The following is a 13,787-nucleotide window of genomic DNA, read 5'->3' as shown; positions in this document are numbered from 1 at the left end:
TAATTTAAAAATTTATTTATATATACCTAACAAGTATACGCACATGCTGAATCGTAGAGACGCACAGCAGTCCGTCTAACCCAATGTAATTCAACTCAAATGAATTTAATATGAAAAGATTCTTACTAACATTCCTGATTTTCGTTAATCTAATCAATATTAATTTGTTTGGACAAAACAGTAATGTTGAAAACCGAATCATAAAAATCGATTACAATAAAGAAGCAGGAAAACTGAACACCATGTTCAAAGAATGTATCGGTGCCGGAAGAGCAAATGAAGGATTACGTGCCAATTGGCAACAACAATTGGCAATGACCAAAAAAGAATGCGATTTTAAATACATCAGAATGCATGGTTTATTGTCTGATGATATGGCCGTTTATCGCGAAGACTCAAAAGGAAATCCGGAATACAATTACCAATATATTGATGCTTTGTATGATTTTATATTGAGTATAAAAATGAAACCTTTTGTTGAGTTGGGTTTTATGCCTTCGGCTTTGGCGAGCGGAAAAGAAACTATTTTCTGGTGGAAAGGAAATGTAACTCCTCCAAAAGATTATAAAAAATGGGAAGATTTAATTCGAAATTTAACCCAGCATTTTAAAGAACGTTATGGAGACGAAGAAGTACAAACATGGTATTTTGAAGTTTGGAACGAGCCTAATTTAACACCAGGTTTCTGGACAGGAACTCAGGCAGAATATTTCAAACTATATGAATATGCGGCTCGCGGAATCAAAAGCGTAAATTCTGCTTACAAAGTTGGTGGGCCAGCAACCGCGGGAGCAGCGTGGGTTCCTGAAACAATAGAATTTTGTGTTAAAAACAATGTTCCTTTAGATTTTATTTCAACACATACTTACGGAGTAAAACAAGGATTTCTGGATGAATTTGGAACTACAGGAACTGTTTTAAATAAAGACGAATCGAGTATTAGCGGAGATGTTATAAATTCACGCCAACAAATTTTAAATTCGGCTAAGCCAAAATTAGAATTACATTATACAGAATGGAGTTCATCCTATACTCCGGCAGATCCTGTTCATGACAGTTACCATTCGGCTGCTTATATTTTGCAAAAACTAAAACAAATTGGCAATGCCGCAAACTCAATGTCATATTGGGTTTTTACCGATATTTTTGAAGAAGCAGGACCAAGATTTACCCCTTTTCACGGAGGATTTGGATTATTGAATACACAAGGAATCAAAAAGCCAGCCTATTTCTCGTATTCCTTTTTAAATAAATTAGGTGAAACTGAACTTCAAAACAAAGACACCTCTTCATGGGTGACTAAAAATTCAAAAGGAGATGTTCAGTTATTGTTCTGGGATTTTACGAATACGCATCCTGGAGATTCTATGAACAATCAGACTTATTATATAAAAGATTTACCTTCAAAAACTAAAGGAAGTATAAAAATAGAAGTCGATGGTTTGCAAAAAGGGAATTATACTTTAGAAATCTATAAAGTAGGTTATAAAACAAATGACGCTTACGCGGATTATTTAGCAATGGGAAAACCGTCGCAGCTTACCAAACAACAAGTTGAAACTATTAAGAGAAAAAATGACGGCGCTTTGATTGCATCAGAAAAAGTGAGAATTGATGCTACAGGAACACTTAAGAAGGATATAAAAATCAATGAGAATGATGTTTTCTTGTTGAATTTGGTGAGACAATAATTATTTAAAACGACTATCTAAAAACTAAAAATAAATCTATTAAGCATGAAAAACAAAATGATATGCCTTTCAGCCGCATTTGCATTTTTGGCATTTGCCTCTTGTAAAAATGATGTAAAAACAGCAGGTTCTGATTCGGCACAAACAGAAGAATACAAAGGAAAAGAAATAGGATCAGAATACGATGCAGAAATCGACAAACTGGTTGCTCAAATGACGCTTGAAGAAAAAATCGGAATGTTGCATGGTAACAGCATGTTTACTTCTGGCGGTGTAAAACGTTTAGGAATTCCGGAACTTAAAATGGCCGACGGACCTCTGGGAGTTCGTGAAGAAATATCACGCGACAATTGGGCTCCTGCAGGATTAAAAGATGATTTTGCAACCTATTATCCAGCCGGAGGAGGACTAGCTGCAACATGGAATGCAGAAATGGCCTATACATTTGGAAATAGTGTAGGACAGGAATTGCGCGCCAGAGACAAAGATATGTTGCTTTCGCCAGCCATAAATATCGTAAGGACACCATTGGGAGGAAGAACTTATGAATATATGTCTGAAGATCCGTTTTTGAACAAAAAAATTGCAGTGCCGTTAATTGTTGGTTTACAGGATAACGATGTTATGGCTTGTGTAAAGCACTTTGCCGCAAACAATCAGGAAACCAATCGCGATTTTGTAGATGTACAAATTGACGAACGTACACTTCGTGAAATATATTTACCAGCATTTGAAGCTTCGATAAAAGAAGCGCATGCCTATAGTGTTATGGGCGCTTACAATAAATTTAGAGGAGAATATTTATGTGAAAACGATTATATGCTGAATAAAATTCTTCGTGACGAATGGGGATTTAAAGGCGTTGTAGTGTCAGATTGGGCTGCCGTACATTCTACAGTAAAATCATTAAAAAACGGATTAGATATTGAAATGGGAACACCAAAACCATTCAATGAATTTTTTCTTGCCGATAAATTAATTGCTGCTGCTAAAAACAAAGAAATTTCAGAAGCAGAAATTGATGTTCATGTAAAAAGAATCCTGCGTACTTTATTTCAGGTAAAAGCAATGGGCGGAAAAGAGCGTGTAAAAGGAAGTATCGCAACCGAAGCACATTATCAGGACGCCTATAAAATTGCTGCAGAAGCAATTGTTTTATTAAAAAATGACAACAATGCATTGCCTCTAAAACTAGACGGAGTAAAATCTATTGCTGTAATTGGTAACAACGCTACGAAAAAAAATGCGCTTGGCGGATTTGGAGCCGGAGTAAAAACCAAAAGAGAAGTTACGCCGCTAGATGGTTTGAAAAACAGATTGCCATCATCGATCAAAATTAATTATGCCGAAGGATATGTAGAACGTTACGACGAAAAGAACAAAGGAAATTTAGGAAACATCACCTCAAATGGTCCCGTAACAATCGATCAGTTAGATCCTGCTAAATTACAGGAAGCGATCGAAACCGCTAAAAAATCAGATGTTGCTATTATTTTTGCAGGTTCAAACCGTGATTACGAAACAGAAGCTTCTGATCGTAGAAACCTAAAATTACCATTTGGACAAGAAGAATTAATTCAGAAAGTATTAGCCGTTAACCCAAAAACAATTGTAGTAATGGTTGCCGGGGCACCTTTTGATATTGATGCCGTAAGCAAAAAAACTTCAGCTTTAGTCTGGACATGGTTTAATGGATCAGAAGGAGGAAATGCCTTGGCCGATGTAATTTTAGGAAAAGTAAATCCGTCAGGAAAATTACCATGGACAATGCCTAAAAACATTATGGATTCTCCGGCGCACGCCACAAACAGTTTCCCTGGAGGAAAAACAGTAAACTATGCCGAAGGAATTTTGGTAGGATACCGTTGGTTTGATACTAAAAATATCGCCCCATTATATCCTTTCGGATTCGGATTATCGTATACCACTTTTGCTTTCGATAATGCAAAAACAGACAAAACTTCATACGCACAAAACGAAACGATCACAGTTTCTGTAGATGTAAAAAACACAGGAAAAGTAGACGGTAAAGAAGTGATTCAGTTGTATTCATCTAAATCAGATTCGAAAATAACACGTGCTGCACAGGAATTAAAAGGTTTCCAGAAAACATTGGTAAAATCAGGAAGTTCAAATACAGTAACTATTAAAGTTCCGGTAAAAGAATTGGCTTATTATGATGTAGCCGCTAAAAAATGGATAGTTGAACCTGGGAAATATACTTTGAAGCTAGGAAACTCCTCAAGAGATATCAAGAAAGAAGTTGTTGTAACAATCAAATAAAACTCGAAACATCAATGCTCTTTAATTTTTATTAAAGAGCATTGTTTTAATCTGTAGGGTGTAATTATTTTTTAACACATAGACACATAGAATTTATTGAACTCAAAAAGGCGTTTCACTTGCATTAACAAACATAGCTATGTGTGAGAAACGAGTTTCTTTTTGATTTCCTTTTTTCCAAAATTATAAAAGCTATGTTTCTATGGGTGCCAATTAAATTTTTATTCCATTTACCCCAACGTCTATTTTAATACATAAAAATGAAATTGCCTGAATAAAACTTAAAACTAACTATTAAACCAAACCAAATGAAAAATTCCATTAAAAGTTACCTGTTTAGTGCCATGTTGTGCTTGTCGGTTTTGACTATCTGGGCCTGCAGTTCAGATAAAGATGCAGCAGATCCTAATGCAACCAATAAAACAATTACGGTTGATACCAATAAAATTGATTTTCTAAATACAGGAAATGCAGTCGACATAAAAATTACAACAGACGTAGCTTCATGGAAGATTTCAGGATCAGATACTAGTTGGATACAATTGAATCAGGTTGGCGGAACCGCCGGAACCATCACCGTAAAAATTACCGCTTTAGCCAATACCACCACAACTGCAAGAACCGCAATTGTTACTATAAGTTCGTCTCAGGCAACATCGGTACAAATTGCCGTTTCGCAGGCAGCAGGAAATATTGTGACAGGTTTATATCCAAGTTACAATACGAATCCAATTGCTGCCGATGCATCAGGAATGGGAAGCACAGCCGTACAACTGGCAGCAAAAATTAAATTAGGATGGAATATTGGTAATACGCTCGAAGCTACTAACGGAGAAACCGCCTGGGGAAATCCAAAAGTAACAAAAGCCTTGATCGATGCTGTAAAAGCCAATGGATTCAATGCCATAAGAATTCCTTGTTCGTGGAACCAGTATTTAGAAAATTCGGCTACAGCCAAAATCAAAGCCGAATGGTTAAACCGGGTAAAAGAAGTCGTGCAATATTGTGTAGACAATAATATGTATGTAGTTGTTAATATCCACTGGGATGGCGGCTGGTTAGAAAACAACATTACCGAAGCCAAAAAAGTAGAAAACAACGCCAAACAAAAAGCATTTTGGGAACAAATTGCCACACACTTACGCGGTTTCGACGAGCATTTACTTTTTGCAAGTGCCAATGAACCAGCAGTCGAAGACGCAGCCCAAATGGCAGTGTTAACATCCTATCACCAAACCTTCATTGATGCTGTACGTTCTACCGGAGGTAAAAATGCCTACAGAACATTAGTAGTTCAGGGACCTACAACAGATATCGAAAAAACAAATAAATTAATGACTACATTGCCAACAGATACAGCGACAAGCCGTATGATGGTAGAAGTTCATTATTATTCTCCGTGGAATTTCGCCGGACTAACCAAAGACGAATCCTGGGGTAAAATGTTTTATTATTGGGGAGCAAACTATCATTCTACTACAGAATTGGACCGAAATGCAAGTTATGGAGAAGAAGCCGATTTAGATAAAACCTTTAAACTAATGAAAACCCAGTTTGTAGACAAAGGAATTCCGGTTTTGCTAGGAGAGTTTGGCGCCATTCGTCGCACAAGTCTAACCGGAGATGCATTAACATTACATCTCAACTCAAGAGCGTATTACTTAAAAACGGTAGTAAAAACAGCAAAAGCAAATGGTTTATTACCATTTTATTGGGATGAAGGAAGTCTGGGAGACAATAGTTTCGGAATCATAAATAGATCTAATAATACAGTTTTCGACACACAAGCATTAAATGCATTGATCGAAGGAATGCAATAAATAATAAATTCATCATATAAGTGATATAAGAAAATGTAAGCGCAAGCTATGAGCAAAACTTAAATTATCTTATATCACTTATATGGTTTAAAAAACAATAAACACAATGAAGAAAAACATCCTTTTGCTTTTTTTACTATTCAGTATAATGGCAAATGCCAATGTCAGAATGCCTTTGTTGTTTTCTGATGGAATGGTTTTGCAGCGCAATAAAGAAATCCCGGTTTGGGGTTGGGCAGAACCAAACGAAAAAGTGGAAGTTCATTTTAACAAACAAACCAAAACCGTTCAGGCTGATAAAAACGGAAAATGGATGGTAAAACTTTCTGCCGAAAAAGCCGGAGGACCTTTTGAGTTATCCATTACAGGAAAAAATAAAATCATCATAAAAGATGTTTTGGTAGGCGAAGTATGGATTTGCAGCGGACAATCGAACATGGAATTTCAGATGTACAAAACCATGAATGCCGAAAAAGAAATGGCCGATGCTGATTATCCTATGATTCGTCATTTTGGAGTCGCGCAAGATCTAAGCGGAACACCAAAAGATGATCTCAAAGCAGGGAAATGGGCTGTTGCCAACAAAGACAACATTCGTGATTTTACAGCAGCAGGATTCTTCTTTGCTAAAAAATTATACGCCGAATTAAAAATCCCAATCGGAATCATCAATACTTCCTGGGGCGGGACCAATGTAGAAACCTGGACAAGCCGCGAAGCTTTCGAAAAAAGCAATGATTTCAAAGCCATGATTGCCGATGTTCCTCAAGTAGACATGGACGCTGTTTTCGAAGTGTATAAAAAAACACTACTTGATAATGTAAAAAAAGTTCAGGGTTTTGACGTTTCAATGGAAAACGAAAACCAATTCAAAGACTTTAATTTTGATGATAAAAACTGGCCCGAAATAAAAGTTCCTTCCCTTTGGGAAAACCAACAAATAGGCAATATCGATGGCGTAGTCTGGATGCGTAAAACAATTACCTTAACCGCCGAACAAGCCAAAAGCGAAGCCATTTTGCATTTGGCTAAAGTAGACGACGAAGATATCACTTACGTGAATGGCATTCAGGTAGGAACCAACAAAATCTGGGAAACACTACGAGTTTATACAATCCCTGCCGGAACTTTAAAAGAAGGCAAAAACGTAATTGCTGTTCGCATCGCAGATTATTCAGGCGGTGGCGGAATCTACGGCGATCCCGCTGATCTTAAAATTCAATTCAAAAACAATAGTGTACCACTTGAAGGACTTTGGAAATTCAATGTCGTTCAGGTAAAAATTGCCGTTTCACCAAACAGTTATCCCTCATTATTATTCAATGCAATGGTCAATCCGTTAATTCCGTATGCGTTTCAGGGCGTTTTATGGTATCAGGGCGAAGCCAATGTCTGGAGAGCAAAACAGTACAAAACAGCATTTCCGTTAATGATTACCGACTGGCGAACCAAATGGAATCAAGGCGATTTCCCTTTCTATTTCGTTCAGTTATCCACTTTTGACGAATTCAAAGGCAATAGTAAAGTAGGAAGCCGTTGGGCAGAACTCCGCGAAGCACAATCAGAAACATTAAAGCTCAAAAACACCGGAATGGCAGTAACGACCGATATTGGTAACGCAAAAGACATTCACCCAACAAACAAACAAGACGTAGGTTTGCGTTTGGCGGCAATTGCTCTCAACAACGTTTACGGCAAAAAACAAGTGTACAGCGGACCAACTTATAAAACTCAGGAAGTAAAAGGAAACGAAATTATTCTAACTTTCGACAATATAGGAAGCGGCCTGACAGCATCAGACAATTCGCAAAACCTAAAAGGATTCGAAATCGCCGGAGCCGACAAAGTTTTTCATTCCGCGAAAGCGATAATAAAAAATAACAAAGTCATTGTTTCATCCGAAAACGTAAAAAATCCCGTAGCCGTGCATTACGGTTGGGCAGACGACGATACAGAAATCAATCTTTTCAATAAAGAAAAATTTCCGGCATCGCCTTTCAGAACCGATAATTGGGAAATGATTACGGCAAATGAGGTATATAAAGTCAGCAAATAATCTTAATTATGAAAAAGTTAATTTTATTATTTGTAAGTTTCATTTCGCTGGTAATCAATGCGCAGCAGCAAAACAGCAAAGTTGAAACTGATACTTATCAAAATCCAATATTTTCAGGAGATTATCCGGATCCGTCCATAATAAGAGATGGCGAAGATTACTACATCCTACATTCTTCATTCAATTATTATCCCGGATTATTAATCTGGACCTCAAAAGATTTAGTCAATTGGAAACCCGTAACACATGCCCTTAAAAAAAGCGTAGGTTCAGTTTGGGCACCAGATTTGGTGAAATATAACAACAAATTTTACATCTATTTCCCTGCAAACGAAACCAATTATGTCGTTTCAGCAGATAATATCAACGGACCCTGGAGCGATCCAATCGATTTAAAAATTGGTAATATCGATCCCGGACATTTTACAGACGAAAAAGGAAATCGCTATTTATACTTTAGCAATGGCGATTATGTACCATTGTCCAAAGACGGACTCACAGTTTCCGGAGCAGGCAAACATGTTTACGACGGTTGGAAAATTCCTTCAGAATGGTCGATAGAATGTTTTTGTATGGAAGGACCAAAAGTGCTAAAACACGGAAATTATTATTACCTAACCGTTGCCGAAGGCGGAACAGCCGGTCCGGCAACGAGCCATATGGTCATTTCGGCAAGATCAAAATCGCCTTTAGGACCGTGGGAAAACTCGCCATACAATCCAATTCTAAGAACAAACGATAGTTCAGAAAAATGGTGGTCAAAAGGACACGCCACATTAATCGACGATGTTAGCGGAAAATGGTGGATGGTTTTTCACGGTTACGAAAATGGCTATTATAATATGGGGCGTCAAACACTCTTACAACCTGTAGAATGGACAAACGATGGCTGGTTCAAAAGTCCGGAAAACATAAAAACCGAAGAACCCATAAAAAGTCCGGCAGGAAAAACTGTAAAAAGTAATTTCGTACTTTCAGATACTTTTTCAGGAACTGAACTTCAGCCACAATGGCAATTTTTCGATCATTATGACGCTGAACGATTTAAACTCACCCAAAACGGAATTCAGATAAAAGCAAAAGGAAAAAGCATTGGCGAAAGCTCTCCGCTTTTGTGTACACCTTCTGATCACTCTTACATTGCACAAGTCGAAGTAGAAATAGAAGGCAACGCCACCGCAGGATTGATTCTGTTTTACGACACTAAACTCTACACCGGAATTGCTGCCGACAAAGAAAATGTTTTAGCCATATTGCGATCATGGCAATTTCCAACCCAAAAAGGTGTCAATAAAACTCATTTATGGCTTCGTTTAGAAAAGAAAGAACAACTTGTAAATATGTTTTACAGCATCGATGGCAAAACATGGATCAAGATCGAAAACTCGGCAGAAGTAACCTCGTTTAACCACAATGTATTAAGCGGTTTCATGAGTCTTCGTTTAGGGCTTTCAGCAGTTGGCGAAGGTCAGGTTACGTTTAGAAATTTTGTTTATAAAGCGACAAATTAAGATCTAAATAATTATATTTAGAATCAAAATAGTGGCTGTGATCATTAGGGCGTGACCGTATTTACAAAAGGCGCTATCTAACAAATCGCTTATGTGCGCCTTTCGCAAATACGGTCGGGCTATCCACGCTACTTCGGTAGCCAGCTCCTATCCCTCACGCGCACAAATTGTGGTTACGTATCCTAATAGGTTTTCAAAAGGGGTTAGTTATCTTTGTCAAAGCGATTAAAAAATTAGAATATATAATAGCTTGAAAAACCTGTTATAGATAAAATACGGTTAAATGTTTCATCAGAAATAATTCATCGTAAACGAATATCCCAAAGTTGTTCCGTCAGGAACAATTGGTTGGTAACAACGGATGAAATCCGTTGATGATAAGATAATAAACACCTGTAATAATGTTCCGTAGGAACATCTGAACGGTAACATTAAAACGCATCAAAAAAATGAATTCAAATCTCAAAAACACACTTTTCATTTTACTATTCGCCACTTTCTGCACCAAGATGTCTGCACAATCCAGTCATGTTTTATGGTACAATCAACCCGCAGAATTCTTTGAAGAAAGTTTAGTTTTAGGAAACGGAAAACTCGGCGCAACCGTTTTTGGCGGAGCAAATTCAGATAAAATTTATCTAAACGACGCCACGCTCTGGTCAGGCGAACCTGTAAACGCCAATATGAGTCCTGATGCTTACAAAAATATTCCCGCAATTCGCGAAGCACTCAAAAATGAAAACTACAAACTAGCCGAAGAACTCAATAAAAAAGTTCAGGGAAAAAACTCCGAATCATTTGCCCCGCTTGGAACATTAGAAATCAATAATTCCGAAAAAGGAAAAGCCGTTAATTACTATCGAGAACTCGATATTTCGAACGCCGTATCAAAAGTCAGTTATGAGATGAACGGAATAAAATTTACCCGTGAATATTTTGTTTCTGCCCCAGACCAAATCATGGTTATTAAATTGACAAGTAGTATAAAAGGAGGTTTAAATTTTGACATCAATCTAAAGAGCTTACTAAAATCTAATGTCGAAGTAAGAAGCAATATATTGGTAATGACAGGTTCGGCACCCATTCATGAAAATATAGGATATACCGTTTTACCAAAATATCTGCAAGTAAAAGAAAGAGGAACAAGATTTACTACTTTAATCCAAATTAAAAAAACTGACGGAAAAATTACAAGTTCCAGAGATGCCCTAAGTTTAAAAGATGCAACCGAAGCTTATATTTATGTATCTGTCGCTACAAGTTTTAACGGTTTCGACAAAAATCCCGCAACAGAAGGTGTAGATGATGTATCGATTGCATTGCAAAACCTGAACAAATCATTTGCAAAATCATTCGATAAACTAAAAGAAGCCCACATTGCTGATTACCAAAAATATTACAGTAGAGTAACATTAGATTTAAGTAAAACAACCGCTCCCGACTTGCCAACAAACGAACGCTTATTACGCTACGCCGACGGAAAAGAAGATAAAAACTTAGAAATTCTATATTTCAATTACGGACGTTATTTATTAATAAGCAGTTCCAGAACACCTGGAGTTCCGGCCAATTTACAAGGAATCTGGAATCCGCATTTAAATCCGCCATGGAGCAGTAATTATACCATGAACATCAACCTGGAAGAAAATTACTGGCTGGCCGAAAACACCAATTTATCCGAAATGCATTTGCCGCTTTTGAGTTTCATCAAAAATCTTTCGGTAACCGGAAAAGTAACGGCAAAAACTTTTTATGGCGTAAATCAGGGTTGGGCCGCAGCACACAATTCAGATATTTGGGCCATGACCAATCCGGTGGGGCAATTTGGTAAAGAAGATCCAATGTGGGCCTGTTGGCCACTTGCCGGCGCCTGGTTAAGTACACACATTTGGGAACATTATACTTTTACACAAGACAAAACCTATCTAAAAACAGAAGGATATCCGTTAATGAAAGGCGCAGCCGAATTTCTTTTAGGATGGATGGTCATCGATAAAAACGGAAATCTCATAACATCGCCATCCACTTCGCCAGAAAACCAATATCTAACGCCTGATGGTTTTGTTGGAGCCACAATGTCTGGTGGAACAGCAGATTTGGCCATGATTAGAGAATGTTTTGATAAAACGATAAAAGCATCTAAAGTTCTAAATACCGATGCTGCTTTTAGATCAAAATTAGAAAATGCACTTGCAAAATTGCATCCCTATCAAATTGGTAAAAAAGGAAATCTGCAAGAATGGTATTTCGATTGGGAAGATAAAGATCCCAAACACCGTCATCAATCGCAATTATTCGGACTTTTTCCGGGAGATCATATCACACCCGAAAAAACGCCAGATCTTGCGGCAGCATCAAAAAAGACTTTAGAAATAAAAGGAGATGAAACAACAGGCTGGTCAAAAGGCTGGAGAATCAATCTTTGGGCAAGACTTTGGGATGGAAACCGCGCTTATAAAATGTTTCGCGAATTACTAAGATATGTAGATCCGGACGGAAAGAAAACCGATAAACCAAGAAGAGGAGGAGGAACTTATCCGAATCTATTCGATGCACATCCGCCGTTTCAAATAGACGGAAATTTTGGAGGAGCCGCAGCCGTTGCCGAAATGCTGGTTCAGTCAAACGAAAACGAAATCAGATTACTTCCTGCCTTACCAGACGCCTGGGAAACCGGATCAGTAAAAGGAATTTGCGCCCGTGGCGGATTTGAAATCGAAATGAATTGGGAAAACAAGCTTATAAAGAAATTGATAATTTCTTCGAAAACAGGAGGGAAAACAACTCTAATAAACGGAAATAAAAAGCAAGAAATTGTTCTGAAAAAAGGAGAGAATCTAGAAGTAAAGTGGTAGAATAATTATAAACGCAATCTTCGTCAAACCCGACAGGTTTTTAAAACCTGTCGGGTTTGCTTATTATAAATAATCGTTTTGTTTTTAAGGAAAAGCTTCGTAGAAGCGAAATATTTATAGCATCAACATTTACAATATAAAGCTCCAGCGGAGCGACATATAAAATCCTCGCAAAACAAAATATTTTCTCCCTTTTGGGACTTATTCTTCTTTAATCGTTTCCTGTTTTGCTTCAGAATCTTGAGCATGATTATCTTTAAATTCTTCGTACCATTTTTCGATAGAAGGATAAACAAAAGCAGCTACTTTTTTTACAGGATTATAAAAAATAGATTTATCGAGCGTTTCTTTTTTGGCAAACGTTTCGTTGAAATTTATTTTCTCAAAAAGCGCAATAAAAATACTCAGAATCAGGATCGTTTTTAAAACTCTGAAAAAACCTCCGCCCAGTTTGTTGGCCCATCCCAGAAAAGCAAAATCAGCAATTCCCGTCAGGATTTTGGCCAGGAAATAAACACCAATAACCACCAGAATAAAAGTCAGGATAAAAGCCGTAACCTGTATCGTGTTCGGATTCCATGAAACGTGTTTCATGATCAGTTCCTTCATAAACGAAGAGAATTTAATCGCAATATAAATTCCCAACAATAAAGAAATAAAAGAAGCGATCTCTACAAAAAGCCCGTTTTTAATTCCTTTGTATAAACTAAAAGCTAAGAGTGCTCCAAAAAGCATGTCTAAAAAACTCATATTTTTTGTGTTTTATTGAGGCGCAAATATAGGTCTTTTTTTAGGTTCAAAGATTCAGAGTTGCAAAGGTTCAAAGGTTTTTTAGCCCACGCATTATACGGATTTTAGCAGGTTGACACAAAGTAAAATTAGTGGGCAGATTTAGACTAAGGCTTTTAAGTAAAGATCAGGAAGGGTTAACAGTAGAGAAAAAAAATAAGTGATAATCCGTTCAACCCGCTTAATCAGTGGGTGATTTATTTAATAATGTATGAGAAATCTTTAATTTTAGGTCTTTGGATTTGAAGTTCCTATCTTTGCAATAATAATTTTAGAGCTGTGATAGTAGAAATTAAGTTTAAATAATCTTTAAATCGTTCTTCAATCTGAAATCTAAAATCTAAAATCCACAAATAAAAATGTCCAGAGATACACAACTAAAAGAGCGATGGGAAAAGCTCGTCGATATACTATCTAATCAATTTTCGCAAGGCGAAGACTTAGATTTAGATGCCATAATTTACCTAATTGGAGTTCAGGAACTCGGAAAAGTACACCGCGAATTCAAAAAAGACGAAAAATTAAACCTGATGCACATCGCCATTTGCCGATTATTAGAACCATACGGTTTTTATGAATTCGACTTTTTTGATGCCGAAGGATGGCCACACTACAAAGTAAAAGAAGAATTACCGTCCCTAAAAGCCGGAGAACAATCGGTTTTAATGAAAGAAGCCATTGTAAATTATTTTTTAGAAAGAGAACTTATTGAATAGTTTTTTAGTTTACAGTCACAGTCGCAGTTTTCAGTGCCAAACTGCGACTGTGACTGAAAACTGCGA

The 13,787-nt window shown here is 37.1% G+C and carries 8 protein-coding genes; 7 read left to right on the top strand and 1 reads right to left on the bottom strand.

The window, feature by feature from the left end; all coding sequences use genetic code 11:
• The first annotated feature begins 110 nt into the window (after positions 1–110).
• From L0669_RS03945 to L0669_RS03920, 6 genes are all read left to right on the top strand, one after another.
• On the top strand, positions 111–1,691 hold the full coding sequence (locus tag L0669_RS03945) for a GH39 family glycosyl hydrolase (RefSeq protein WP_263761471.1): 1,581 nt from the start codon (positions 111–113) through the stop codon (positions 1,689–1,691).
• 45 nt (positions 1,692–1,736) lie between these two features.
• Positions 1,737–3,974, top strand: a complete 2,238-nt coding sequence (locus tag L0669_RS03940; RefSeq protein ID WP_263761469.1) for a glycoside hydrolase family 3 C-terminal domain-containing protein — start codon at positions 1,737–1,739, stop codon at positions 3,972–3,974.
• 308 nt (positions 3,975–4,282) lie between these two features.
• Positions 4,283–5,794 (top strand): glycoside hydrolase family 5 protein, encoded by a 1,512-nt coding sequence (locus L0669_RS03935; RefSeq protein ID WP_263761467.1) that lies wholly within the window; start codon positions 4,283–4,285, stop codon positions 5,792–5,794.
• A gap of 106 nt (positions 5,795–5,900) precedes the next feature.
• Positions 5,901–7,850, top strand: coding sequence for a sialate O-acetylesterase (locus L0669_RS03930; protein WP_263761466.1), 1,950 nt, complete (start codon positions 5,901–5,903; stop codon positions 7,848–7,850).
• A gap of 8 nt (positions 7,851–7,858) precedes the next feature.
• The gene (locus tag L0669_RS03925; protein WP_263761464.1) at positions 7,859–9,361 is read left to right on the top strand and encodes a family 43 glycosylhydrolase; all 1,503 of its coding nucleotides are present in this window, start codon (positions 7,859–7,861) and stop codon (positions 9,359–9,361) included.
• 449 nt (positions 9,362–9,810) lie between these two features.
• Positions 9,811–12,216, top strand: a complete 2,406-nt coding sequence (locus L0669_RS03920; RefSeq protein WP_263761461.1) for a glycoside hydrolase family 95 protein — start codon at positions 9,811–9,813, stop codon at positions 12,214–12,216.
• A 201-nt stretch (positions 12,217–12,417) separates the two neighbouring features.
• On the opposite strand, the gene L0669_RS03915 is transcribed toward L0669_RS03920, so the two are convergent.
• Positions 12,418–12,966, bottom strand: a complete 549-nt coding sequence (locus tag L0669_RS03915; RefSeq protein ID WP_263761459.1) for a CvpA family protein — start codon at positions 12,964–12,966, stop codon at positions 12,418–12,420.
• A gap of 398 nt (positions 12,967–13,364) precedes the next feature.
• Between L0669_RS03915 and L0669_RS03910 the strand changes: the two genes are divergently transcribed.
• A complete protein-coding gene (locus tag L0669_RS03910; protein ID WP_173968613.1) occupies positions 13,365–13,721 on the top strand; it encodes a hypothetical protein in 357 nt (118 codons plus the stop codon).
• Positions 13,722–13,787 lie beyond the last annotated feature (66 nt).

The sequence above is a fragment of the Flavobacterium bizetiae genome, from assembly GCF_024271895.1.
Lineage (GTDB): Bacteria > Bacteroidota > Bacteroidia > Flavobacteriales > Flavobacteriaceae > Flavobacterium > Flavobacterium bizetiae.
The sequence above is the reverse complement of the archived record's forward strand: the minus strand, read 5'-3'. Positions and strand labels throughout refer to the sequence as shown.